Consider the following 24,685-nt stretch of genomic DNA (forward strand, 5'->3'; position numbering starts at 1 on the left):
ACCTCACGCCAGCGCATCATCCTGATGTGACAGCGGTGGCACCGCCAGGTGTGGCGTTTCGCCGAAGAACTCGATCAGCAGTTCAGTGAGCACACGAATTTTGCGCGCAGGATGCGGACCCGGCGGCCGGATGATGTAGGCACCGGCCGGAGGGGGAGGATGGTTTGTCATGATCGGCACCAGTGCGCCGGATGCCACGTGTTCATGGGTGAGGCAGTCGGGCAGGTAGGCGACACCGAGGCCTGCGGTCGCGGCGGCGACCAGGGCGATACCGTTGTCGGCCTTGAAGCGGCCTTGCGGACGGACCGTGATGACTTTGTCGCCATCCATGAATTGCCAGGCTTCGGTGCCCTGCATGAGCGCCTGATGGGCAATCAGTTCATCCGGCGCCTGGGGTTCTCCATGCGCGTTGATGTAGGCGGGGCTCGCGACGAGCTTGGTGTAGACCGGGCCAATCCGTCTGGCGATCAGATTGGAGTCCTGCATATAGCCCACCCGGATGGCGCAATCGTACCCCTCGGCAATGAGGTCAACGAAGCGATCGCTGTAACAGGTCTGGATGTGCAGCTGCGGATGCCGACGCGCCATTTCTGCCAGCATCGGGGCGAAGTGACTCTGGCCGAAGGACAGCGGCACCGCCACGCGCAAGCGGCCGCGGAGGGCGCCGGCGGGCAGGATCGTTTCCTTGGCGATGTCGATCTCAGTGCAAACCCTGGCGGCGTAGTCCCGGAACGTCGCACCGGCCTCGGTAAGCGCCGCCCCGCGAGTGGAGCGTGCCAGCAGTTGCACACCCAATTCGGTTTCAAGCCGAGCCAGGCGGCGGCTGACGATCGATTTCGACACGCCAAGACGCAGGGCAGCCTGCGAAATGCCCCCGGCATCAGCCACTTCCACGAAGGTCTGCAGTTCTTCGATATCCACTCTTGCGTTCCTCTTTTCGCGACACAGCACGTCGCGCAATGCTACTACTGCGTCGAACATGGGAACAGCACAATGGATTTTCCGGGCATGGCGTCATTCGCATGTGTCTCGGAATCCATCACCCGCACAGGCTCCGGCCTGATTCACAAACGTGCGTCACCCATGAAAAGGATTTACCAATGGCAAGCGAGACTCTCCGCAACCCCCATACCGATCAGCTACTGACCCCGGAAAATTCGGCATTGATCATCATCGATTATCAGCCGGTTCAGGTTTCTTCGATCCGCTCGATGCCGCGTGATGAACTCGTCTTCAACATAACCAGCGTCGCGAAGGCGGCGGTCAACTACAACCTTCCGATCATCCACTCGACAGTCAATGTCGCGACCGGCCGCAACAAGCCGCCGATTCAGGAGCTGCAAAAGGTAATCGGCCATCTGCCGACCTATGACCGCACATCGATCAACAGTTGGGAGGACACGCAATTCAAGCAGGCCGTCAAGGCGCTCGGGCGCAAGAAGCTGATCATGACTGCACTCTGGACCGAAGCGTGCCTGACATTCCCGGTGCTCGACGCGATTCAGGAAGGTTATGACGTTTATGTGCCGGTCGATGCGGTCGGCGGCACATCGCTCGCCGCGCACGAAGCGGCGTTGCGCAGAATGGAACAGGCGGGCGCGAAGCTCATCAGCCGCGTGCAAATGTACTGCGAACTACAGCGCGACTGGGCGCGAGAAGTGACCGTGCCGGGCTTTCTGGGCGTATTCAAGAACTTTGACGGGTTCAACGCTGAAAAAGCGCTGGAAGAGGCGGACAAGAAGGCCTGATTAGCGGGCAGGGGATGAAGGTGTCGCTCGCGAAAGCGGGCGCCACCTGCCTTACGCGGCGGTTGGCGGCCAGCGTTACTCCAGTGCCAGCTGCTATCAGACAGCCCGGTCAGGGATGCCCAACCGGTTAAATGACACGCCCTTTCTTCGGTGATGGGTGAGTGGCAGGCTCGGCTCTGGCGCTTTTCAACAATTGCGCAAACGCCGTCTTGTCGATCGGTCGACTCATGAAATAGCCCTGCACCTCGTTGCATTGATCCTTGCCGAGAATCTCCAGTTGCTCCTCGGTTTCCACGCCTTCGGCTGTGACGGTCAGGCCCATGGCTTTGCCCAGACCGATGATCGCCTGGACCACGGCGCGATCGTTGGCGCCGTTACTGATCGAGGCGATGAAGCGTTTGTCGATCTTGATCCCGTCGAACGGGTAGGCGCGCAGGTAGCCGAGGGACGAATAGCCGGTGCCGAAGTCGTCCATGTTCAGGCGCACGCCAAGTTCCTTGAGCGCATTCATCGTGGCCAGCGCGCCGTCGGTGTCGACGAGCATCACGTTTTCAGTGATTTCCAGTTCCAGGCGACTGGCCGGGAAACGGGTCTGGATCAGCGCTTCGCGGACGTCTTCGACGACATCGCTGAGGGCAAATTGCGCCGGGGACAGATTGACCGAAAGCAGAATGTCCGACGGCCAGCTCAGTGCGGTTTCACAGGCTTCGCGCAATACCCAGCGCCCCAGCGCCACGATCAGGTCGGTCTGTTCCGCCAGGCCGATGAACAGGTCCGGCCCCAGCAGGCCCTTGGTCGGGTGTTGCCAGCGCACCAGCGCTTCGACCGAAACGATGTGCTTGCCGTCGACGGTGTAGCGCGGCTGGTAATGCAGGATGAATTCGTCGTTTTTCAGCGCACCGCGCAGATCGCTTTCCATTTGCCTGCGGGTCTGGATCTGGTCGTTCATGTGCGCTTCGAAATAGCACCAGGTGTTCTTGCCCTCGGACTTGGCCTGATACAGCGCGATGTCGGCGCAACGGATCAACTCGCTGGGCACGAAACCCTGGCGGCGGCTCAGGGCGATACCGATGCTTGCGCCGACGTGCAACGGGTGATGCTCGAAGACCATCGGTTGATGCAGGCTCTCGACCAGCCGGGTACAGAACCTGTCGACCTCTTGCCGAGTGTCCATGCCATTGAGCACCACGACGAACTCATCGCCGCCCAGGCGAGCGACGATATCGTGCTCACGGGTGCATTCGCGCAGGCGACTAGCGATTTCCTGCAACACCGCATCACCGGCCGGATGGCCGAGGGAGTCGTTGATCGGCTTGAAGTTGTCCAGGTCAATCACCAGCAGCGACAAAGGCGCGGCATGTTCCTTGAGCAACAACGCCTCATCCAGATAACGCGCTAACTGGTTGCGATTGGGCAGGCCGGTCAGGGCGTCGTGCATCGACAGGTGCTGGATCTGCGCATGGGCGGCGACTTCGTCGGTGATGTCGCTGGCAGTGCCGCGATAGCCGACTACGGTTTGCTTTTCGATAATCGGCCGCGCTGATAGCCGACAGTGGCGTTGCTGCCCGGCGTGATCGCGGTAGGTGCAGCGCAGGTCGCTGGCATTGCTGTCTTCGGTGAGTTTTTTCAGCCACAGCTCCAGCGGCGTGGTATCGCATGACACCAGTTGCCCGATGCCTTGCCCCAGCCACTCGGTTTGCGGGTAACCGGTCACCTCGCTGAAGCGCGCCGAGAGATAGGTCAAGCGCAACTGGTTGTCGACTTCCCAGATCCAGTCCGATGCCGCTTCGGCCACCGCGCGAAACCGCTCTTCACTGGCTTCAAGTGCATGGTTGGCCGCCTCCAGCGCCTGATTCGAGGTCTTCAACGTGCTGAAACTGTGGTCGACGTAGGTCGACGATCGCACGGCGTGACGCAGGAAATAGGCGGTCAACAGCATCAGCACGGCCAGCACGCTGCCGAGTGTTGGCAGCAATGACCACAACAGTTGCTGCCCGGGGCGCTTCAGATCCGCCGTCAAGCTGAAGCCGGTGCTGTCCAGCGGCACGCGTGGTTGCTCCCCGCTGAGCTGGTTATCCGGCATCAGGGTCAGGTTGTTCAGGCCATAGGCCACGCCAAGCGCTTGCAGTTTGGCCGGAGTCAGCTTGTCGACGAATACCAGCACCGACGTCTGTTGCGGATCGCTTACCGGACGCTCATCGTTGGGCAGAATGGCCGCTGCCGTGACCAGCGCCGGCCAGCCGTCGAACAGCGAGTAAGTGCTGACAGGCACGGTCAACTCGGACTGGTTTTGCACCTGCTCAATCAGCGACGCGGCAGGCACTGCGAGCCAGCGCGCGATGTCCGCGTCTTCCTGCTGTCCTTGCACCACGGCGTATTTTGTGCCCTGCCGATCCAGCACGAACACGCCGTCATAACCGTCAGTGGTGAACAAAGTTTTGCCAATGTTCTGTTGGGTGTACGCCCAGTCGGTATCGACCTGGGTATGCAGGTGCTCATAGGCGGTGGTCCAGTCGGCGTAACTGGTGATGTAGCTCTTTGAGGTGCTGATGCGGTTTTCCAGGGCGCGGGCCGTGTAGAAACGGTTTTGCTCGACATCCTCGCGATCCAGGCGAGCGGCAATGCTGAGCAAGGTGCCGATAGCGGCAATCACCCCGACGATAAACAGCGTGCCGACCGCAAACGCCAGGCGGCGGGTGATTGCACTTTGCTGAGGCGGAACCGGCGTGGCAGGAGCGAAACTGTCCATATGCTCGTCCTTGGTAGCTTGGGTTTGCTCATCTGGAACAGCGGCCTGGGCGCAATGTTCAATCTGCTGTTGGCGATTGCGCTGCGGCGGATTTCTATAGCGTAGTGAATGTGTGGGGATTTTGCCTTTGAGGCAACGCTACTGCGTTCTGAGCAACTGCGCCAACGCCTGCAGCTCAGCTTTCTCCACATCCGACACCAGCACGACACGAAACGCATATGGCCGGCCTGCCACGAGACCACATGGTGTATTCGCAGGAGAACTCAATGCAGAAACGTTGACTATCCTGGGTGAAGGGTGCAGCTGCTCACCGCCACGGGGTCGGCTTACATCGCATAAGGAGAGGCCGATATGCTTAGGACTGCCGTATTTTGGATGCTACTGATAGCTCACTTGAGCCCAGTCTGCGCGAGTCAGTTTACAGGTGAGCTGAAGTTACTTCCTGAGGGCTGTCAGTACACGAAGGAACGTAAGTGTCAGCTGGGATCAATGCTTACGTTCAAGTCGCCAGATGGACTGGTTTGGCAGACTGATATTTGGAAGGCGGGCAATCTGGAGTCTGGAACAACCGATGGCGCATCGATCCCGAAATGGGCTCAACCTATAATAGGTGATGCTTATGATCCGTCTTTCTTGAAGGCCGCAATTATTCACGACCACTATTGCTATAAAGAGAACCGGGTAAGGCCATGGCTTAAAACTCACAGAATGTTTTATTACGCCTTGATCGATCTGGGCATTGATAAGGTAAAAGCGAAAACGATGTATTTTGCTGTATTCACTTTCGGACCGCATTGGCGGGATGTTGTCGATGGGGAGAAATGCGGAGAAAACTGCATCAAAACCGTTGCCCCTTCCGGATTGGTTTCAGAAGAAAGCCAGCTGAATGCGCAAAGCTCGATTACAATCACCAATAATTTCAAAGCCGCTGTTGAGGCGGAGCCCGGCATGAGTCTCGAAGAAGTTGAAGCTTACGCTAAAGCAATCAAACCCAAGGATTTCTACATCGGGCAAGGAAGCACGTATGTCGCCAAAGGTGTGAATGATCCAAACCTGTTGCCGAAGTATTAGCTGGAATGGTTCCTGGTCACCCAACTGTTCAGCGCATTGCGAGCAGGATGCGCAGAGGTGGAAGCGATGGACAAGCAGTGCCCCTCGCCGATATCGGTCAAAGGGGCACATGCGTACGTCTGTATTTCGGAACAGGCTGTCAGGCGTTTAGCAAGGCAGCGCTGCAGACGGCCATCTCGCGATGGTCGGGCAGAAACTCCATGACATCACAAAAGAGTTTGCGCTGCTGCCAGTCATTGCGATCACCAATCACGTACAGCCGGCGTTTGGCCCGCGTGGCTGCGACATTGAGCAGATTGGGTTTTGAGACTGCCCATTCACGAGCACCAGCGTTTTCACTGCTGCCGCCCAGTACAAGAATGATCACCGCCGCCTCTTTGCCCTGCATCGTGTGAATGGTGCCGCGCACTATCCTGGCATGCAGGCGTTCCTTGAGCTGGTTGCGCACATCCTGAAACGGTGTAATGACGGCAATGCTGTCCAGCGGTACGCCGTCAGCTTTGAGCTGCGCCAGCAAACGCTCCAGTGCCTGACCCTCACTATCGACCCAGTTGCCGGAGGAGCGTCCACTTGCATGCACCCACCCGGTGAGTAAAGAGGCTGGTGTTTCCTTGGCAGGTGAGGGTGCAATTGTTCCGTAGACCATCGCACCGTCGTAAGCGATGCGGTTGGCCAGGTCGAACATCGGTCTGTCGCAGCGACGGTGAACGACCAAGGGCAGGCCAACCCAGCATTTTTTGTCCCTCGGTCCGGCCATGCGCCCCCAGGGCGTGGCTTCATCGGCAAGGGTCTGCGCGGACTGGCGGTTCGGTAGCCAGTGAGCGTCGACTTGATAACGGGTGCGCATGTGTTCGAGCACCGCATCGGAAACCGTGACGATCGGTTCCAGTTGCAGTGGATCTCCAACCAGTATCGCTCGGCGCGAGCGCCAGAGCGCACCCACGGCAGCCTGTGGTGTGGCCTGACCCGCCTCATCCACCAACAACCAGCCAATTTCGCCGCACCCGAGGCTGCCGAACGAGCGGGCGAAAGAGGCGAATGTACTGCTGAGCACCGGTACAACCATGAACAGCGAAGCCCACGCGGAGCGCACTACGGATTGAGAAACGCCACCATAACGACTGCCGGTCAGCGTGCTGGTGACGAAAGTCAGGTTGTAGCTCATGCGCGAGGCTTCAATCTGGAAGAACGTACGGTGCAATTTGAGTGCTTCGATGAAGACCTTCGCTCGGGCCTGACGCCAGCCTGCGACGATCCACGGCTCGGCCAGTTCTATTTCGCTGCCTCTACCGATTTGGCCATGTTCGAGCCAGAACAATAGATGATCGGCCTGCCCGGCCTGGGCAACGCCGCGTGCCTTGTCGACCTGTACGCACGCATGTCGTACGGCTTCGTCGATCTCCAGATCATCAGCGGCCAGTTGTCGATCGAGTTCGTTGAGTCGGCCAATGATGCGCTGCAGCTGGCGCTGGACGACATCGAACGCGTCCTTGGCCAAGGCATGTGTTCCCTCAAGCAACCGCTGTCGGGCAACCCAGATCCGATGAGCCCCCCACAGGCTGAACAGGTTGGCGAGAAAACCGGGTTTTTTTATCAGGTGTGATTCAAGCATCTGGAGTTCGCGTTGCAGTTGCTCGCGCGCAGGCGCGAGCTGCAGTGTTTCCAGCGTCGTTTGTTCCTTATCGAGTTCACTGCGCTGGACGCGACGGATCTGGAGCTGCTCCTGCATCTGTTTGACCCTGGCCCTGGCGCTGATTACTGCCTCAATCCGCGCCAGGATATCGCTAACATGGGCACGCAAAGTCTGTTCTGCATCCTTGACGTCGTTGTACCGCTTGACCGCGTCGCGCCAGAGACTGGCTTTTTCAGTGGAGGTGAACGTCTTCATCAACACAGCTTGTTCGGCCAGCCATTCGTGCATGCCCTTGGGCGGTGCCTTGGGTTCGTTGTCGTCCATCTCGCGGGGCGCATCCAATGGTCCGCCGTCGCAAGGGGCCTCATCCTGGCCCCGGATGTCGAGCGCTTCCGAGTCAGGAGTATCCGCGTCGTCTTTGGCCTTATCCGCTTCAGGCGGAATTTTCCCGTAGAAAAAACGGTCGACGAATTGAGTGCGTTTGGCTTTGCTGCCCAACGCCGCAGAAATCATCGCCCATGCAGGCTTCCCGCTGGTCAACTCGCCCAGTTCGCTGAAATACTCGGCGTCGGGCAACCAGGACGGATCGACCTTGTCCTTCTGGGGTAACTCAAGGGTTACGTTCTCGACGGCGCCATTGTTGGAGGAGGCGACTACCATCTCGAAACCGAACAGGCGCGGGTCGAGTTGATAGGCGTAGCGGTCGCGACCACCGTCGTTGGCGGTTTCACGACCATCCTTGATGAATGCCTCTGAGGCTCTATCCAATGAGGCCAGCACGTCGGCCCGCTGGGTGACTACCGCTGCGATCAGGTCGCGCAGCAGGGTCGTCTTGCCGGTTCCCGGCGGTCCGTTGACCCCCATGATGCCTGGGGCGTTGCTGAGGTTTTGCAGCAGACTGTTGATGGCCAGTTGCTGGGAATGCACCAACCCCAGATGTCGGTCAGCGGGCCAGCAGCCGGCTGAATAGCGCGAAGGGGACAGGCGATCGATCAGGCTCATATCGGCTTCGGGCTTGTCGAGGTGCAGTCGCTGGGTGGCGTCGTGATGGCTCAGGTAGCGGTCCAGTGGCGCGCTCGTTTCGCCTCGGGACAGGGCATCGGCCATATCGGCCAGGTCGCTGAGCAGGAAACTGTTTAGCGGGTCATCTTCCTGTTCCGGCTTGTTCGGGTTGATGGGGGCCGAGCGAAAGCGATGCCTGCGGGGCACGTCGCCAAAAAACTCTTCGAGTCCCAAGGTCTTGCGGATGTAATCAGTCAGGTATGCCAGATCGGCGGGCTGGACTACCCCACCCAGCATGCTTCTGGACTGTTCACGAAGGAAATCCTGGGTTTCCTCGAAACCGCGTGTCCAGTCCCTGTGATTGATGGCGCAACCGACGAACCATGCCTCGCTGGACAGCACCAGACTGTCGACCAGCATGAAGCCCTGATCGTTGAACTTGAGCGCGTACAGAGCGGAGACCCGTTGTTGTGGTTCCTTGTAGCCCTGATCTGCACCGTACAGTGCCGCTAACCGGCGGGAGACATCCAGGTTGCTGTAAAGGTGTGCGTAGAGCGTGTGACTCCATACGCGTTTTTTCGGTAGAGGTTGCCGGCTTAACGGGTTGGCTGGCATCCACGGCAGGATTTGCGCCGAAGTGGGCATGTCCTGAAAAAAAGGCTGGTAATCGCCATCACGCTTTTTCAGCTTGGGAACTGCCTGGGGTTGCAGCAGTTCGACAGCGTGCCAGTAACGCACGATATTTTGCGAATTCATTACTACGTCCTTGAAAGCCTTGGGCTTGTATTCCTGACAGGGAGGATATCAGGCATGGCGCATCGCTTCCGAGCGGGATGCGCGGAAGCGATGCTGATCATGGGTTGAATCACTTGCCCGAGGGATACCAGGTGGCGTAGTTGTGGGAGTAGTCCTCCTCCAGGTCGATCTCGTCATTGCGGATTCCGGGTACTACATCTCGCTCGCGATCGAAGGCGGGGTCCAACTCGCGTTCTGCCAGTTCCTGGACCACGTATGCCATACCCTGCCATTTGTAGCGCCAGGCTCGCAGTTGGGTGCGGGTTTCGATGACATAAACCGGCGCATCGAGGCGTTCGCGCAGGTTCGGAACACGGAAGGAAGCGTTCATAAGACTAGGGACGCGAACTTCCTGGCCACGCTTGTCCCAGCCGATCCAATGGCTGTAGAAGCGCATGCGGCGGTCTTTGTGAGCGATGAACTCGAAGTAGGCCTGACTGGATTTGGGCATGGCTCGGGCGCACGCCATTCGCATCAGCTTCGTATCGATTTTCCCAATGCGGTCATCGCTGAGCTTGGCCAGTGAGAGGAGAAAATGCTGATAGTTGTTGAAGCCGATTTCCTTGGCATGGAAATCCATACGTTCGGAATAGCTCCTTCCCTGAGGAGGGGAGCGACGGACAAGGTTCTTGAAGTTTTCGATGCAGCCGACTGATGCAGACATGACTTTCTCCACAGGCCTATATCGGTTGAACCGATACCCGCATTGCTGCTTGCTTGGCCTTTACTGGCGAAAATCCGGAAGAAGAATTAGAAGGGTGTTCCCCAACGCAGCAGGGTGCCTCCCGAGGCATGGCGCGATCCTAATTGGCCAATAACGAATCTGTCAACTTTTGCGCGGAAGGCTCTGTACCGGGCCTGTCAGGCAGCGAAAGGGTGTTGGTAAAACCTCAAGTCGTTCACAAATCCCCCCCCGACAACCCTTAGATGGCAGAATCTCCCTGACTTGAAAGTTCAGGAGAACATCATGCTTCGTGTGTTTGAACGAAGACTCGACCCTTTCCCGCCTGACGAGGTGCCACCGCCACCCAATGGTCTGGCTAAATTTCTCTGGGCCTGCACTCGCGGGGCTCGCGGGTACATTCTGGCGCTGGCGTTGCTCAGTGCCGCTGTATCGGTTTATGAAGCGTGGCTGTTTTCCTTCCTCGGCCAGGTCGTCGATCTGCTCTCCACGTGGCAGGCCGGCGGCGAAGCGGGGGTGCAGGAGAGCCGTGTGTTGTGGGGCATGGGCATTGTCATGGTGCTCAGTGTCGGGCTGGTCGCGTTGCGCACCATGGTCCAGCACCAGATTCTGGCGATTAACCTGCCGCTGCGCCTGCGCTGGGATTTCCATCGACTGATGCTGCGGCAAAGCCTTTCGTTTTTCTCCGACGAGTTCTCCGGCCGGGTCACGACCAAGGTGATGCAGACAGCACTCGCCGTGCGCGACGTGCTGTTCACCATGGTCGAGATCCTGCCGGGGATCGGCGTGTACTTCATCGCGATCATCGCCCTGGCTGGCGGTTTTGCGTTGAAGCTGATGCTGCCGTTTCTCGCCTGGGTTGTGCTGTTCGGCCTGGCCATGTGGTACTTCGTGCCGCGCTTGGGTAAGGTCGGCCAGGAGCAGGCCAATGCGCGGTCGATGATGACCGGGCGTATCGCCGATGCGTACACCAATATCACCACGGTGAAGCTGTTCTCCCACTCCAACCGCGAAGCACATTTTGCGCGGGCGGCGATGGAAGATTTCAAGCAGACCGGCTTTCGCCAGATGCGTCTGGTCAGCCTGTTCGAGATCGTCAATCAGGCGTTGGTGGTGGGGTTGATCATGTCCGCCGGGGGCTACGCCCTGTGGCTGTGGCATCAGGGCGATGTCGGCGCCGGTGCGGTGGCGGCGATTACCGCCATGGCCTTGCGGATCAATGGCATGTCGAACTGGATCATGTGGCAGATGACCTCGCTGTTCGAAAGCATCGGCACGGTTCAGGACGGCATGGCGACGTTGACCCAAGGCACCAAAGTGCAAGACGCACCGGATGCCGGCGTGCTGGTCACTTCCGGCGGCGCGGTGACGTTCGACAAGGTGAAGTTCAACTACGGTGGCGAGCGTCAGGTGCTCGATGGCCTGAGCCTGAGCATTCGACCGGGTGAGAAAATCGGTCTGGTAGGGCGCTCCGGTGCGGGCAAATCGACGCTGATCAACTTGCTGCTGCGCTTCTATGACGTCGACAGCGGCGAGATTCGTATCGACGGCCAGAACATTGCGCACGTGACTCAGGACAGCCTGCGCAGCGCGATCGGTATGGTCACTCAGGACACCTCGCTGCTGCACCGCTCGATTCGCGACAACATCGCCTACGGCCGGCCCGATGCCACCGACGATCAGATCCGCCGCGCCGCTGCCAACGCTCAGGCTGATGAGTTCATCAGCCAACTCAGCGACCGTCAGGGCCATACCGGCTACGACACCCTGGTGGGTGAACGCGGGATCAAACTCTCCGGCGGCCAGCGGCAACGGGTGGCGATCGCCCGGGTGATGCTGAAGAACGCGCCGATCCTGCTGCTGGACGAAGCCACCAGCGCGCTGGACTCGGAAGTCGAAGTGGCGATTCAGGAAAGCCTCGATGAGATGATGCAGGGCAAAACCGTAATCGCGATCGCGCATCGACTGTCGACGATTGCGGCGATGGATCGGCTGATTGTCATGGATGACGGGCGCATCATCGAGCAGGGCACCCATTCGGAGTTGCTTGAGAAGAACGGCGTGTATGCGCGGCTGTGGGCGCATCAGAGTGGCGGGTTTCTTGGGGAAGACAAAGGCGTGGTGGAGGCTTTGGATCAGGCGTAAATGGGCAGGGCGCATGGCCGGGGCATCTTGGGTGTCCCCGGCCGATTTGCCTCGGTTTGGTCAAGCCAGATCGGCACTCGCCATCATTCGAAGACTGGCAAACGTCGATTCGTTTCTCGCCTGATCAAGCGTTGTCAGTGTGTTGATCGATGACGGCGGCGTTACCCGTTTACGACTCATTGCAGAACCTGAACGCTCGTCGCTCGGCGGCACCCCAAACTGCTCGCGATAGCATTTTGAGAAATGCGGTGTGGAGGCAAAACCGCAGATATACGCGAGTTCCACGATCGACAGCGAGGTTTGCTTGAGCAGTTGTCGCGCGCGAATCAGCCGCAACCTCAAGTAGTAGCGTGACGGCGTGCATTGCAGGTATTTCTGAAACAGCCGCTCCAACTGTCGGCGTGACAGATCGACGTACTCGGCAAGGTTGTCCAGCTCGATCGGCTCCTCAAGATTGGCCTCCATCAACGCAATGACTTCTTGCAGCTTGGGTTGATGCGTCCCGACCACATGCTTGAGTGGTACGCGTTGATGGTCCTGCTCGTTGCGGATGCGCTCGTATACAAACATCTCGGAGATGGCGGCGGACAATTCACGACCGTGATCACGGGCGATCAGATGCAGCATCATGTCCAGCGGCGCTGTTCCTCCGGAACTGGTAAAGCGGTTGCGGTCGAGAGTGAAGAGGCTGGTGCTGACGTTTACGCGCGGAAAAGCTTCCTGCATGGCCGCCAGAAATTCCCAATGCACGCTGCACTCATAGCCATCGAGCAATCCGGCTTTGGCGAGTGCCCAACTGCCGGTGCATACGCCACCCAAGCGTCTGGATTGGCGCGCCAGGGCTTGCAGCCAAGTGGTGTGCTCACGGGTGATCGCGCTCTGAATACCGACCCCGCCGCAGACAATCACCGTGTCCGCCACGCCGGGGTTGTTCCACGAGGCGTCCGGCGTGATCGGGACTCCGTCGCTGGCCCAAACAGCCGCATCATTGGCGCTGAAGGTATGCCAGCGATACAGCGTTCGCCCCGACAACTGATTGGCCATGCGCAGCGGTTCGACGGCGGATGCCAGCGACATGAGGGTGAATTTATCCAACAGCAGAAACCCGACGGATTGGGTCGTACCGTCGGCCACGGAGGGGGTCGATGACATCGTGTCCTCACAGGAATCGGTCTGAGATGCAGGCGTCGGTCATTCCCTTGGTCTTCGCCAAGGGAATATCAGCTTCGGCGTGAGCGCCTAGCCCACCGACGTTGCGCGTGCCGCCGGGGCAGGGTGACGCGACGTCATCAGGCCGATAAAGGAGATTGCTAGCGCCAGGCCAATGGTGGTGGTGACTTCGGTGCGGTGCTGCGGGGTGATCATCATGACCGCCAGCGCCGCGCAGATGAAGCCGATCACCAGCCACGTCAGCCATGGAAACAGCCACATGCGGAAGGTCAGCTCGACCTTGCGCTGTTGCAATATCCGCCGCATGCGCAGCTGCGACACCGCAATGGCGAGGTACACCAGAAGGGCAATCGCCCCGGAACTGGCCAGCAGGAACTCGAACAGCCCGGCGGGCATGAAGTAGCTCCACACGGTGATCGACGCCCCCAACACAGTGCTGGCGATCACGGCAGCCCGTGGCACACCGGCCGCGGAAGTCGCCTTCAGCGCTTTCGGTGCATCGCCGCGACGACCCAGCGAGTACAGCATGCGCGAGGCAATGTAGATCGAGGAGTTCATGCAACTGGCCACGGCGATCAGCACGACGACGTCGACCATGAACTTGGCGTTTGGAATATTCATGATTTCCAGGGCGCGCTGATACGAGCCCACCGAAGCCAGCAACGGGTCATTCCAGGGCACCACGGAAATCACCACGAAGATCGACAGCAGGTAGAACACGCCGATGCGCCAGATCACCGAGCGGGTGGCCTTGGCAATGTTCTGCGCCGGGTTATTCGATTCGGCGGCTGCGATGGTCACCGCTTCCGTACCGATGAAGCTGAACATGATCGTGATGAAAGCACCGACCACCGCCGACAAGCCGTTGGGCGCGAATCCGCCGTGCTCGGCCATCAGGCCGCTCAAGCCGCTGACTTCGCGGTCGGGCACCCAGCCCATCAACACGGCAAAGCCGACCCCGATGAAGCCGATGATCGCCACAACCTTGGCCATGGCGAACCAGAACTCGAACTCACCGTACTTGGACACGCTGAACAGGTTGGTCACCACCAGCGCAATGATCGATCCCAACGCGAACAGCCAGGCATCGACCTGCGGAAACCATTGGTGCAGCACATGCCCGGCCGCCAGTGCCTCGATCGGAATCACCAACACCCAGAACCACCAGTACAGCCAACCGATAGTGAAACCGGCCCAGCGGCCGATGGCCTGGTCGGCATAGGTGGAGAACGAACCGGTGTCCGGGTTGGCCACCGCCATCTCGCCGAGCATGCGCATGACCAGCACGACAAGCAGACCTGAAAACAGATAGGCGAGAAGCACCGCAGGCCCTGCTGCGGCAATCGCGTGTCCTGAACCGACGAACAAACCGGCGCCGATAATCCCGGCGATGGACAACATTGTGACGTGACGAGGCTTGAAGCCCTGCGCCAATTGGCTACTCGAATCCATGGAGTTCGGGCTGATCATCGGTATTTTTATTCTCTGCTGATCGACATTTAAGCAATTGAACGGGCACACGATCGGTCACCATCGTTGCCTGCTGAACTCCCGAGAGAAGCCCGTCCAACCGCCGCAGTTCTTATCAACCCCATGATCTGACCGGGATTGTTTTGATAGGAAGACACGGCACCTTAGCCGGCCTTGTCGCTGATTCAGTAGCCTGATTGCGCCATGATCGTGTCTGATATCGACATGTGAAATACCATGAGGTGGTATTGGAGACCTGTCGGTCACGCACGGCTCTGGCAATCAAAATCCAGATTGACCCAGTCATGTTCGTTTTTGAGAGGGGTGCCTGAATTCGACGGTGAAGCCAAACTGGGTCCCACAAGTCAGGCTCTCTATACTGGCCTTCCAGGATGGTAAATAGAGCACAACCTATGCCCGTCGCACCTAATCAAAATTCCCCAGTCATTTTGGTCCCGGCTCAACCAAGCGACCTGGAAAATCTTGTAGCCATTCGAATTGAGGCCATGCGCGAAAGTCTGGAGCGTGTCGGGCGATTTGATCCGGTGCGTGCGCGAGAGCGGTTTCTTGGCGGTTTTGACGCTCGCAACACACGCTATATCGAGGTATCTGGAGAGAGAGTTGGTTTTGTAGTGGTCAAGTATCACCACAATGAACTCTTGCTCGACCACTTGTATGTGAGACCGAGCGCGCAAGGATCAGGTGTAGGGGCTGCTGTTCTCACTCAGATTTTCAAAGAGGCGGATGCGGCTGCGCTCCCTGTTAAAGTTGGCGCTCTCAAAGAAAGCGCTTCGAATCGCTTTTATACCCGCCATGGCTTCCAATTCACCGAAAGCAGTGAATTCGACAATTATTATGTTCGTCAGAGTGTTCCGGCGAATGGCCCGGCTTAGTGGGCAAAACAGGATCAAATCACAGTTGGCCGCAACTCCTGCGCCAGTTCAATCAATGCGCGTAACCGCGCGGGCACGAAGCGATGGCCCGAGTAGTAAAGCCTCAGTCCGCCAAATGATGGGCACCACGGCATCAACACCGGCAGCAGGGCGCCGCTCGCCAGCTCTTCCTGGATGAACCATTCGGAAATGAAACCAATGCCAAGGCCCAACAACACGGCCTGTTTGATTGCCAGCATTTCGTTGGAGGCGAAGCTCACCGGCAGATCCATCTGCAGCTTTTGGCCATCGCGCTCCAATTCCCACTGGTAGAGGCCACCATGGGCCATGCGCATGCCGATGCTCCGGTGGGTGAGCAGATCTCGCGGATGTTCGGGCACGCCCTGGCGTTCGAGGTACTCGGGCGTTGCGACCACAAGCATCCGAATGTCACCTGACAGTGCCACGGCAATCATGTCTTGCGGCACGGACTCCGCCAGGCGAATCCCGGCGTCGAAGCCGCCGGCGATGATGTCGACCATGCTTGATTCGCTGACGATGTCGATACGTACGTCGGGATAGCGTTGAGCGTACTGCTTCAATAGCGGATCCAGCAGCAGGTAGGCCGCGCCATGCGGTGCATTGATGCGCAATGTGCCGCTGGGCTCGTCGGGGCCGACGCTGGCTTCTTCGCCGGCACTTTTGATCTGTGCCAACGCAGGTGCGATGCGTGCCACATAGCGTTGGCCGATGTCGGTGAGGGCAACGCTGCGCGTGGAGCGATTGAACAGCCGCACTTTCAGGCGCGCTTCCAGACCGGCCACCGCGTTGCTAGCGGCAGTAGTGGACATGCCCAGTTCCTGTGCAGCGCCGCGAAAACTGCTGCGCCGCGCCACGGCCAGTACCACTTCCAGCTCGGTCATTCCTGTTCTGTGCATGGATCGTCCTGAATATAAGGATGCTTCATCAGCCAAAGGATGGCTTATCGGAATAATGCGCCCTTCTTAGACTTCATCACAGAGGCCCGATTCAGACGAGTCGTTTTGAGCGAGGAGTCGCCATGCAACGCATTGAACATATCTATATCAACGGCGAGTTCGTTCTTCCACACGGTCAGGAATGGTTCGACCTTCATAACCCGAGCACCGAGGAAGTCATCGGTCAGGTTCGGCTGGGCGATGCACTGGACGCACAGCGTGCGATCGCAGCCGCCAAGGTTGCATTCCCGGCGTGGGCCCGCACTGGCCGGGAGGAGCGCATTGCGGCACTGCACCGCATGCACCGGGCTGTGGCGGCAAAGGAGGAAGAGCTGCTGGAAGCCATCGTCACGGAATACGGTGCACCTGCGGCTCGCGCGCGCTCGATGGCGACTTATCCGGCCGACGTGATTGCGCAGGCAATCGAAGCTCTGGAGGCGTTCGATTTCGAGGAACAGGTCGGCATGGCCAGGGTCATTCTGACGCCCGTGGGGGTGGCCGGTCTGATCACGCCATGGAACAGCAATGCGGGCTTCATCTGCAACAAGCTGGCCACCGCGCTGGCGACAGGCTGCACCGCCGTCATCAAGCCTAGCGAGATGAGCGCGTTGCAGACGCAGGTCGTGGTCAGTGCGTTGCACGAAGCGGGGCTGCCACCGGGTGTATTCAATGTCGTCAACGGACGGGGTGATGTGGTTGGCGAGGCGATCGCCGGTCATCCCGACGTTGCCAAAATCTCGTTTACGGGATCGTCCGCTGTCGGTAAGCATCTCGTCAGAACCGGTGCCGACACCATGAAGCGTGTGACGCTGGAACTCGGCGGCAAGTCGCCCACCGTGGTGCTTGATGATACTGATCTGCAGGCGGTCATGCCGATGGTGCTGCAAGCCGGATTTCTCAACAGCGGTCAGGCGTGCATCGCGGGCACTCGTATCCTTGTGCCGCGCGGCCGGCTGGCAGAGTTTGAGCGGATTGCGAGGGAGGGCGTCTCACAGATCCGATCGGGCGATCCGCGTAACACCGACACTGATATCGGTCCGATGGTGAGCCAGAAACAATGGGAACGGGTGCAGCGCTACATCCGTATCGGCCAGGAAGAAGGCGCAAGGTTGCTGGCGGGTGGCGAAGGTCGCCCGGAAGGCTTGCATGCCGGATGGTTTGTGAAACCCACGATCTTCACTGATGCCAACAACCGGATGCGCCTCGCTCGTGAGGAAATCTTCGGGCCCGTATTGGCGATCATCCCCTACGAGGATGATGCCGATGCGATCAGCATTGCCAACGATACGGACTATGGGCTGAGCGCCCTGGTACTGGGAAATAGCGCTGAACGTTGTATGAACGTAGCCCGTCAGATCAATGCGGGACGCGTGCTCATCAACACCCTGACCCACGAACCGCTTGCCCCCTTCGGTGGATTCAAACATTCAGGCCTTGGGCGCGAAATGGGCAAGTGGGGGATGAGCGCGTATTTGGAGCCGAAGACGTTGATCAGCCATGACACGTTGAAATGACTGGGTCAGATTCCTGTTGCCAACAGGTTCGAGCAACTTGCCGCCTCACGACGGCAAGTTGCTTCAGGCCTTACAAGGTAAACGACAGCGCGGAGAAAACCATCCCGCCACTGCCTGCCCAGCCCATGCAAAACTGGCCGTTCTCGGCTTCGCCTCGACTCATGGCATCGAAGATGCCGTAGGGGATGGACGCGGTAATGATGTTGCCGGTCTTATGCCCGACGTGGTGCAGTTTGTGATCAATACCGATCAGTTGCCCAATGTGCTCCCACATCTTTGGCGAACCGGTATGAATAAACACTTTATGAACATCTGCTGCAGAGATGTTCTGCAGATTGAAGACTTTGATCGCTTCATTGCGACCATCTTCATGCAAGGCTGCCGCGTAGGAGTTGAATTGATACTGCCCGCCGGTCGGTGAAATACGGGGAATATCCTCCTCATTGCAGAACAGTTTCCAATCCGGCAGGGAGATGGTCGACAAGTCACTCAAGTCCGGCCGGTTGATGTACGAGAACTTGAAGTTGCCGGGGGCCTCATGACTGAGGATGGTGACCGTGACGGCTTCGCCAATGGTAAAACTCGGGAACTTGTAAGCCAGTTCCGCCGACGACTGCAAAGAGAAGTTCTTGGGCATCACCGGCCCGCCAGCAGACATGCCAAACTCCATATTGACGATTGCCGCATAGCGAATCTCGCCGGCCTGCATTTTGCTGTTGATGACATCCATGGCGGTCACCCAGCCATTGCAGGCGTCCACCACATCAAAGTTTCTGCAGCTCAGGCCCAGCGCCTTGGCGATGAACGTACTGTTGGCGGGTTCGATAAACCCGCGAGTGACGTTCGGATAGATCAACAGATCCAGATCGGCTTTGTCGATATTGGCCTGAGCGAGCGCCGAGTTGAATGCAGTCTCCATCAATTGCATTGGCGTTTCGTTGGCACCCAGCCAATGACGCGTTCCGCTGCCACTTTTTTCAAGCAACTTGCTGATGGTCTTCAATGTTTTCGGCAAGTCTTCCTGGAAGGTATCTTTAGAGTGTTCCTCGACCAGGTTTATAACGTCCTGATTGCTGACAATGCGTGACGGGAGAATCCCGGACAGCCCAACTATTTTCATATGACTTCCTTGTTGAAAGTATGCATCCGTGGGCAATGGCTGCGGATGAGCAAACCCTTACTCATCCCTGTAAGGAGCCACTGGCGGCAATACTTTTAGCACAAAGAAAACGCGGATCAAGGACGTTGCTCGTTATTTGCCTCAATCGAATTGAATCATGACCTGGGTCAATTTAACGGCTTTCAAGTTAATCGAAAAAACAGTCGGGCGGACCCTCGCGACGCGGTTGGCATCTGTGTTTGATGTCGTCAGCTATCGGCGAAAAGGACACACCAGAAGGGATAAACACCCCTCAATAGCCAATTTTCGTCACGTGGTTGCGTAAAAGCCCCAAGCTGGCCCTAAAATCCTCGAAAACCGAGGGAACTATTAACGTCCACCAACAGACTGAGCTGCTGGTGCGACCCTCATGCAAACGTCGCACGAAACGATTTCTACAATAAATGGAGCGCGCAATGGGCAGGGCAGGCGATGAGTTTGATTTCTGGTGGGGTACGTCTGGATCGTGGGTTGAACCGCCGAATGTGCGCCGAAGCGGTACCAGCGGTGTCCAGCTGGTTGTTCAAGGTGGCAAGACGTTTTTCGTCAAGCGTCAGACCGGCCATTTGTTCCGCAGTCTCCGTTACCCCACTGGCCGACCCACCGCATTGCGTGAAGGCGTTGCCCTTTCAAGACTCGAAGAGCTGGGCGTGAATGCGCCGAGACCGGTATTTTATGGCGCGAGAAAAGTCGCCGGCGTATGGCAGGGTGTCTTGGTTACCAAAGATCTGGGCGGCTTCATCGATCTGGATACTTGGTATAGCCAGGGCGCTGCAAGCCTGTTGACCACAGAGCAACATTTGCGACTTTTTGAGCGTTTGGCGCAAATGCTGGCACGGATGCACTCGGGCAGATGGCAGCACGGTTGCATGCGTTCCAAACACGTCTTTATCAAGGCGTCGATTACCGACACAGACTTCGATTTCGAACTGGCGCTGCTTGACCTGGAGAAATCTCGCGGTCGGGCTACGGCAATGGGTGCGGCGCGTCACGACATTCCGCAACTCAGACGGCATTCTTTCTGGGATGAATCGCAGTGGCAGCATTTTCTTGCGTGCTATGAGCAAGCCAGTGGTAGAACCCTGTAGGTAGGTGTGCATTCCGCCGGGGCCTTACCGACCTGTTGGCGGATTGTTAAACAGCCACAAGCCATTGGTACACGGCGGGGGCAGCCCCCCAAATTGAACGTCAACTAATGGCTGAAGCGGACGTTTGACTTCATCCACTGACGTACCCTCATTACCAGCGGATCAAACAGCGGACGCTCAAACACTTCCCTCAATGGTCGTTCGAGCGCAGATAGTGATGCAGTTCCTCACCTATCACTTCGAACGCCTTGGCGATCCGCTTGATTTTGCGCAAGTCACTGTGCATCGCGATCCACACTTCGACCTCGAAGCCGAAGCTGTCTGGCAATACGTGAATCAGCCCATGGCTTCTGGCGATAGGTATCGGGCAAAGACCGAAGCCCAATCCCGCTTTCAATGCAGCCAGTTGCGCAAGGTGATGATCCGTGGCAATCGCGAAATGCTGATCAGCTTCACACAGCCCGGCGTCGACCAAGCGACGCAAGTCGGCTGAGCGACGGTCTGGCCCGATCAGCGGCCGCTGGCGCAGCGACGTCAGGCTGACGGGATCACCATAACGCTCCAGGCACTCGGCACTGGCATGGACGCCGATCCGCAAGCTGCCGACCCGCCGCACCACGATATCAGCCTCCATCGGACGCATCAGGCGTACGGCTATATCCGACTCCAGCCTGGCGATGTCTTCCAGTGCGTCGCCGATGCTCAGTTCGAGCTTCAACCCAGGATGGTTGTAATGGAAGTTCCGCAGTAAAGCGGGCAACACCTCAACCCCCAGCAGCTCGCCACAGGTCAGCCGCACCGTGCCGTGGTCCACTGACGTTTCAGCGCTGGCCGCCCGGTTGAAGGCTTGCGCGGCGAGGTCCATGGCTTCGACATGATCGATGAGGCGCTGCGCCCCACTCGTAGGTGTCAGGCCTGAGGGCGTGCGGGTGAACAGGCTCAAGCCGAGTGTCTGCTCAAGATGATCGAGGCGTCGGCGCGCGGTGGCCTGCGCAATCCCCAGCAACTTCGAAGCACCGCTCAGGCTGCCGGAGCGCAGCACCGCAAGGAACACCTGCTGGCTTTCCCATTCAAGACCGCTCATACATTCTTGACCAACAGTTGCTCCTTTTTTGCTCTTCTGCTCGGGCGAGTGAAAAGGGATCATGCGCGCCGAACTTATCCGGGCGTCATTGTAAGGAGTCAACGCATGAGATTCACCGGTCAATGTCTGTGTGGGCACGTCAGTATCGAAATCGAGGCGCAGCAACTGCCACCGCTGTATGCCTGTCATTGTCTGAACTGTCAGCGTTGGAGCGGCAGCGCGTTCGGCCTGCATATGCTATGCGCGGCTTCGGCAGTGCAGGTGACGGGCGAAACAGCGACCTTTGCACACGAGCACCAAGGGCATACCTCCACGCAATATGCCTGCGGCGAGTGCCATACCCGACTGTTCAACGAGACCAGCGCCGCGCCCGGCATGCGTGTGGTGCGGGGCGGCGTATTGGAAGGTTCGGAGCGCTTCACGCCGGTCGCGCATATCTGGACGCGCCGCAAGCAACCCTGGCTGGTTCTGCCGCAAGGCGTTGCACAATGGGAGGAGAGCCCGACGCCCCAGGCGTTTGCCAGCGCACTCGGGTAAAGGAGCGTACTCCTGAAAAATCCGGAACAAAGGGGCAGATTTTTCAGAGTACCAAGGTGGCTTAACAATGTCCGTTATCAATAGTCTGCGGACGTAATCGAACGTCCGCCTTTGGCTTTCGCCAAGTCGCTCGATCGAGTCAAATAATCTGAACCCCGACCGAACGCCCACGCCTAACGATCAGCTTGTGTTCATTCGCACAGGCCCGGTGCCAATACCGGCACATTCCGAGAGGTGGTCAACGTGGCTAAAGACGAGAAGAAAAGTAAAAAAGACGATGCTTCGAAAGCCAGCAAGGACTTGAAAGACAAAAAGTCTTCGCCGGAAAAGAAATCAGCGGCAGCTTCGGCGCTTTCCAAGTCCTCCGACAAGAAAGACAAGAAGAAAGACGCCGAACCGAAAAAGTCAGCCAAAAAAGCCGATAGCAAGCCGGAAAAGGCCAAGGACTCAAAGAAGGCTGACAAGCCGGCGAAAAAGAAGAAGTAATACCTGCAACTGGCCAGGGCTTTACGCCCTGGCATCCCTCAGATCGTTGTTCAAGCGGTTTCTTCAACCCTGTGCACATCCCCCAACGAATCACGCTGCATCGACTGCAGGTTTTTCTCGATGGTTTCGCACAGGGTTTCCATCTGGATCTGGTGCTCGCTGTGGCGAAACGGGCTTTGCAGGTCAGTACCGATGCGTTCGATGGCCAGCAGCATGAAGCCCACCACCGTCGAGGCCAGCGGGGTGAACCAACCCAGCGACTCCACCAGGCCCACCGGCACAATCAGGCAGAACAGCGAGATAAACAGGCGTGGGAAGTACACGTAAGGGTAGGGCAGCGGGGTATTGGCGATCCGCTCCATCCCGCCCTGGCTATTGGACAGATCGACCATCGTCGATTCCAGCCGTGCCAGACGAATACTGTCCAGGCGCCCGGCCTTGTATTCCCGGGCCAGCAACGCCGCGGAACCGGTGAGGATGTCGTTGGCAAAGTTGTTGGTGGTGCCGCTGCGGGCGAATTCATCCGCCGGGATGAACGCGCGGACTTCCTCCGGGCAAGGCTGACCTTGCAGATGCGCCGCGAGGCAATTGACGTAGGCCACATGGCGGCGCAACAGCGTCGCCTTCACCGGGTTCACTTCGTTGTCGGGATCATCCAGCAGCGTCAGCACCTGCCGGGCAAAGCTGCGCGAGCTGTTGATCATCATGCCCCACAGGGTGCGCGCCTCCCACCAACGGTTGTAGGCGCTGCTGTTGCGGAAACTGATCAGCACCACCAGAGCAGAACCGAGCAAAGTCAGAGGCATCAGCGGCAGGTTGATCTTGGCGTTGAGGAACAACATGAAGTCGACGGTGACGGCAATGTCCCAGAGCAACAGCCAGAACAGCGACCAGCCCACGTAACCCATGGTCTTGATGATCAAGCGGTATTTTTTGACGATGGTGGCTTTCAAACGGAAACCTCGTGGCGAGCGGTAAGCGTTAACGCCCTAGCTCCGACGCTGGTTTGGGGGTAAAGGTTCGGTGTCGAGTGAGCATCTTGGTTACGACAATTTTCAGGCAACAAAAAACCCGGTCATTACGCCGGGTTTTTTATTGCCTGCAGCCTGAAGACTCAGAGCGAGGCTTTCACCTGCAAGCCAAACACCAACGCATTGTCGATGTCCTGCCCGGAAAACGCGCCCGGTTCGATGATGTATTGCATGTTCGGGCGCAACGTCAGCCACGGCGTGGCCTGGTAGCCGTAGCCGAGTTCGATCAACTGCTCGCCACTGTCCAGGTTCGGGAACTGCGTACCGTTGGCCATGGCGGCGTCCTGTTGCACGTCGCGGCTGCGCGGGTTAGGCACGGCGCGGCCGTAGCCCAGAGCAACGGTGTCGCGCGGGCGACCTTCGAACGGTTTGTACAGCACCAGTCCGGTGCCGTACCACTTGCTGAATGGCGAAGCCGCTTCGCTGGCCGCCGAGTATTGGCCGAACGCATGCAGGCTGCGCCCCTCGGACGTTGGCGAACTCCATACGGCTTGATCGATCAGCAAGTAGTGACCGCCACGGCCGGAGACTTCTTTGTCGCTGCCGATGCGTTTCACGTCGGAGCTGTCGTAGTAGTAACCCAGCTTGTATTCGCCGGGCAATGGGCCCGCGTGCTTGTACACCAGCTCGATCGGCACCACGGTGCCGGTGGTGTGTTTCGGGCCCAGATGCCAGGCGCGGCTGGAGTTGCCGTTGCTTTCCGGGTCGACGTTGAACGCCGCTACGCGCAGTTGCCATGACGGCGACAAGTCGTACTTCACCCGCACACCCAGGTGCGCGTTGGGATAGTTGGTCCAGCCACTGCCGCCGGACATGTTCAGCGGATGGCCGCAGAAACCGGCGTTCATGAAGTTGCACAGAATGCCGCTGTCCAGACCACCGAGGTCGTTGCCCATGGCCATGTAACCCAGCTTCACGTTGAGCGCTGGAGTGAACAGGCTGCGCTCGTAGCTGAGTTCGGTCAGGCGGGTGTAGAGACCACCGTAGTTTTCCTGGATCGGCAGGCGGTTGCCAACCAGGTCTTCCGAGGCGCTGTTGCCGCGGCGGTCGTTGATGGTGAGCTGAACCTTGCCGGCGTTCTCTACGCCATACAGCTTGCTCAGGTCGAACTGGGCACCGAGCTTGATGTTCTGCGAGTAACGGCCGGAGCGATGCAGGCCGCCATCGGCGTTGTAAGCCATTTCACCGGTGTAATCGCCGGTGAATTTGATGCCGTCCTGGTCCATCTGGTGGCGCAGACCGCCCCAATCGCCGGTCAGGGTGTTGCGGGTCAACAGGTTTGAATCGGTATCGGCGTAGGCGGGCAGGGTGGTGCAGGTCAGGCCCAACAGCACGCCGTTGACCCAGCCGTTACGAGTAAAACCAAACATGGAGATCTTCCTGCTCAAAGCTGTAGCGATATCGGAAAGCGGCGCGGCACCCTCAGGTGCCGCGCGCAAAAAAGAAGCGCCCGTGTTCAGCACGGGCGCTGC

General features: G+C 58.6%; 19 protein-coding genes. 8 read left to right on the forward strand and 11 right to left on the reverse strand.

All coding sequences use genetic code 11. The annotated features are described in order from the left end of the window. Nucleotides 1–3: 3 nt before the first annotated feature. Nucleotides 4–921, reverse strand: a complete 918-nt coding sequence (locus CKW11_RS01325) for a LysR family transcriptional regulator (RefSeq protein WP_095135739.1) — start codon at nucleotides 919–921, stop codon at nucleotides 4–6. A gap of 179 nt (nucleotides 922–1,100) precedes the next feature. Between CKW11_RS01325 and CKW11_RS01330 the strand changes: the two genes are divergently transcribed. Further along, complete coding sequence (locus CKW11_RS01330) at nucleotides 1,101–1,748, forward strand: hydrolase (RefSeq protein WP_095135741.1); 648 nt, start codon at nucleotides 1,101–1,103, stop codon at nucleotides 1,746–1,748. A 127-nt stretch (nucleotides 1,749–1,875) separates the two neighbouring features. Here the strand turns inward: CKW11_RS01330 and CKW11_RS01335 are convergent, their stop codons facing one another. Continuing rightward, the gene (locus CKW11_RS01335; protein WP_095135743.1) at nucleotides 1,876–4,497 is read right to left on the reverse strand and encodes an EAL domain-containing protein; all 2,622 of its coding nucleotides are present in this window, start codon (nucleotides 4,495–4,497) and stop codon (nucleotides 1,876–1,878) included. A gap of 351 nt (nucleotides 4,498–4,848) precedes the next feature. Between CKW11_RS01335 and CKW11_RS01340 the strand changes: the two genes are divergently transcribed. Continuing rightward, nucleotides 4,849–5,568, forward strand: a complete 720-nt coding sequence (locus tag CKW11_RS01340; RefSeq protein ID WP_095135745.1) for a DUF1353 domain-containing protein — start codon at nucleotides 4,849–4,851, stop codon at nucleotides 5,566–5,568. 139 nt (nucleotides 5,569–5,707) lie between these two features. On the opposite strand, the gene CKW11_RS01345 is transcribed toward CKW11_RS01340, so the two are convergent. After that, nucleotides 5,708–8,959, reverse strand: coding sequence for an ATP-binding protein (locus tag CKW11_RS01345; protein ID WP_095135747.1), 3,252 nt, complete (start codon nucleotides 8,957–8,959; stop codon nucleotides 5,708–5,710). A gap of 109 nt (nucleotides 8,960–9,068) precedes the next feature. Continuing rightward, entirely contained in the window at nucleotides 9,069–9,662 is a 594-nt protein-coding gene (locus CKW11_RS01350; RefSeq protein WP_095135749.1) for a hypothetical protein, read from the reverse strand. Nucleotides 9,663–9,965: 303 nt separating this feature from the next. On the opposite strand from CKW11_RS01350, the gene CKW11_RS01355 reads away from it, so the two are divergent. Further along, the gene (locus tag CKW11_RS01355) at nucleotides 9,966–11,825 is read left to right on the forward strand and encodes an ABC transporter ATP-binding protein (protein WP_095135751.1); all 1,860 of its coding nucleotides are present in this window, start codon (nucleotides 9,966–9,968) and stop codon (nucleotides 11,823–11,825) included. Between the two features lie 60 nt (nucleotides 11,826–11,885). Here the strand turns inward: CKW11_RS01355 and CKW11_RS01360 are convergent, their stop codons facing one another. Further along, nucleotides 11,886–12,977 (reverse strand): GlxA family transcriptional regulator, encoded by a 1,092-nt coding sequence (locus CKW11_RS01360; RefSeq protein ID WP_095135753.1) that lies wholly within the window; start codon nucleotides 12,975–12,977, stop codon nucleotides 11,886–11,888. An 87-nt stretch (nucleotides 12,978–13,064) separates the two neighbouring features. Next, entirely contained in the window at nucleotides 13,065–14,465 is a 1,401-nt protein-coding gene (gene gabP, locus CKW11_RS01365; RefSeq protein WP_047597273.1) for a GABA permease, read from the reverse strand. A gap of 413 nt (nucleotides 14,466–14,878) precedes the next feature. Between gabP and CKW11_RS01370 the strand changes: the two genes are divergently transcribed. Beyond that, nucleotides 14,879–15,358 carry a GNAT family N-acetyltransferase gene (locus CKW11_RS01370; protein WP_095135755.1) on the forward strand — a complete coding sequence of 160 codons (480 nt, stop codon included), beginning with the start codon at nucleotides 14,879–14,881 and terminating at the stop codon, nucleotides 15,356–15,358. A 14-nt stretch (nucleotides 15,359–15,372) separates the two neighbouring features. On the opposite strand, the gene CKW11_RS01375 is transcribed toward CKW11_RS01370, so the two are convergent. After that, complete coding sequence (locus CKW11_RS01375) at nucleotides 15,373–16,275, reverse strand: LysR family transcriptional regulator (protein ID WP_177439962.1); 903 nt, start codon at nucleotides 16,273–16,275, stop codon at nucleotides 15,373–15,375. Nucleotides 16,276–16,397: 122 nt separating this feature from the next. On the opposite strand from CKW11_RS01375, the gene CKW11_RS01380 reads away from it, so the two are divergent. After that, the gene (locus CKW11_RS01380) at nucleotides 16,398–17,828 is read left to right on the forward strand and encodes an aldehyde dehydrogenase family protein (protein WP_095135759.1); all 1,431 of its coding nucleotides are present in this window, start codon (nucleotides 16,398–16,400) and stop codon (nucleotides 17,826–17,828) included. Nucleotides 17,829–17,898: 70 nt separating this feature from the next. Here the strand turns inward: CKW11_RS01380 and CKW11_RS01385 are convergent, their stop codons facing one another. Beyond that, nucleotides 17,899–18,948 (reverse strand): 3-oxoacyl-[acyl-carrier-protein] synthase III C-terminal domain-containing protein, encoded by a 1,050-nt coding sequence (locus CKW11_RS01385; protein ID WP_095135761.1) that lies wholly within the window; start codon nucleotides 18,946–18,948, stop codon nucleotides 17,899–17,901. A 455-nt stretch (nucleotides 18,949–19,403) separates the two neighbouring features. On the opposite strand from CKW11_RS01385, the gene CKW11_RS01390 reads away from it, so the two are divergent. Further along, nucleotides 19,404–20,075, forward strand: a complete 672-nt coding sequence (locus CKW11_RS01390) for a lipopolysaccharide kinase InaA family protein (protein ID WP_095135763.1) — start codon at nucleotides 19,404–19,406, stop codon at nucleotides 20,073–20,075. 190 nt (nucleotides 20,076–20,265) lie between these two features. Here CKW11_RS01390 and CKW11_RS01395 read toward each other — a convergent pair whose 3' ends face one another. Continuing rightward, entirely contained in the window at nucleotides 20,266–21,222 is a 957-nt protein-coding gene (locus CKW11_RS01395) for a LysR family transcriptional regulator (protein WP_095135765.1), read from the reverse strand. A gap of 42 nt (nucleotides 21,223–21,264) precedes the next feature. On the opposite strand from CKW11_RS01395, the gene CKW11_RS01400 reads away from it, so the two are divergent. Both CKW11_RS01400 and CKW11_RS01405 read left to right on the forward strand, forming a co-directional pair. Then, complete coding sequence (locus CKW11_RS01400) at nucleotides 21,265–21,696, forward strand: GFA family protein (protein ID WP_095135767.1); 432 nt, start codon at nucleotides 21,265–21,267, stop codon at nucleotides 21,694–21,696. A 243-nt stretch (nucleotides 21,697–21,939) separates the two neighbouring features. After that, nucleotides 21,940–22,182 carry a hypothetical protein gene (locus CKW11_RS01405; protein WP_007967139.1) on the forward strand — a complete coding sequence of 81 codons (243 nt, stop codon included), beginning with the start codon at nucleotides 21,940–21,942 and terminating at the stop codon, nucleotides 22,180–22,182. Between the two features lie 50 nt (nucleotides 22,183–22,232). Here the strand turns inward: CKW11_RS01405 and CKW11_RS01410 are convergent, their stop codons facing one another. Next, nucleotides 22,233–23,135 (reverse strand): bestrophin family protein, encoded by a 903-nt coding sequence (locus tag CKW11_RS01410; RefSeq protein ID WP_095135769.1) that lies wholly within the window; start codon nucleotides 23,133–23,135, stop codon nucleotides 22,233–22,235. 161 nt (nucleotides 23,136–23,296) lie between these two features. After that, nucleotides 23,297–24,583: a carbohydrate porin gene (locus CKW11_RS01415; protein WP_095135771.1), complete on the reverse strand. Its 1,287-nt coding sequence runs from the start codon at nucleotides 24,581–24,583 to the stop codon at nucleotides 23,297–23,299. Nucleotides 24,584–24,685 lie beyond the last annotated feature (102 nt).

This window comes from Pseudomonas sp. Irchel s3a10, assembly GCF_900187525.1.
GTDB classification, from domain to species: domain Bacteria; phylum Pseudomonadota; class Gammaproteobacteria; order Pseudomonadales; family Pseudomonadaceae; genus Aquipseudomonas; species Aquipseudomonas koreensis_G.

Bases quoted from the DNA above. Each gene is read 5' to 3' on its own strand.
- CKW11_RS01330 (WP_095135741.1), top strand. From the start codon at position 1,101: ATGGCAAGCGAGACTCTCCGCAACCCCCATACCGATCAGCTACTGACC.
- CKW11_RS01335 (WP_095135743.1), bottom strand. From the start codon at position 4,497: ATGGACAGTTTCGCTCCTGCCACGCCGGTTCCGCCTCAGCAAAGTGCA.
- CKW11_RS01340 (WP_095135745.1), top strand. From the start codon at position 4,849: ATGCTTAGGACTGCCGTATTTTGGATGCTACTGATAGCTCACTTGAGC.
- CKW11_RS01345 (WP_095135747.1), bottom strand. From the start codon at position 8,959: ATGAATTCGCAAAATATCGTGCGTTACTGGCACGCTGTCGAACTGCTG.
- CKW11_RS01350 (WP_095135749.1), bottom strand. From the start codon at position 9,662: ATGTCTGCATCAGTCGGCTGCATCGAAAACTTCAAGAACCTTGTCCGT.
- CKW11_RS01355 (WP_095135751.1), top strand. From the start codon at position 9,966: ATGCTTCGTGTGTTTGAACGAAGACTCGACCCTTTCCCGCCTGACGAG.
- CKW11_RS01360 (WP_095135753.1), bottom strand. From the start codon at position 12,977: ATGTCATCGACCCCCTCCGTGGCCGACGGTACGACCCAATCCGTCGGG.
- gabP (WP_047597273.1), bottom strand. From the start codon at position 14,465: ATGATCAGCCCGAACTCCATGGATTCGAGTAGCCAATTGGCGCAGGGC.
- CKW11_RS01370 (WP_095135755.1), top strand. From the start codon at position 14,879: ATGCCCGTCGCACCTAATCAAAATTCCCCAGTCATTTTGGTCCCGGCT.
- CKW11_RS01375 (WP_177439962.1), bottom strand. From the start codon at position 16,275: ATGCACAGAACAGGAATGACCGAGCTGGAAGTGGTACTGGCCGTGGCG.
- CKW11_RS01380 (WP_095135759.1), top strand. From the start codon at position 16,398: ATGCAACGCATTGAACATATCTATATCAACGGCGAGTTCGTTCTTCCA.
- CKW11_RS01385 (WP_095135761.1), bottom strand. From the start codon at position 18,948: ATGAAAATAGTTGGGCTGTCCGGGATTCTCCCGTCACGCATTGTCAGC.
- CKW11_RS01390 (WP_095135763.1), top strand. From the start codon at position 19,404: ATGGGCAGGGCAGGCGATGAGTTTGATTTCTGGTGGGGTACGTCTGGA.
- CKW11_RS01395 (WP_095135765.1), bottom strand. From the start codon at position 21,222: ATGATCCCTTTTCACTCGCCCGAGCAGAAGAGCAAAAAAGGAGCAACT.
- CKW11_RS01400 (WP_095135767.1), top strand. From the start codon at position 21,265: ATGAGATTCACCGGTCAATGTCTGTGTGGGCACGTCAGTATCGAAATC.
- CKW11_RS01415 (WP_095135771.1), bottom strand. From the start codon at position 24,583: ATGTTTGGTTTTACTCGTAACGGCTGGGTCAACGGCGTGCTGTTGGGC.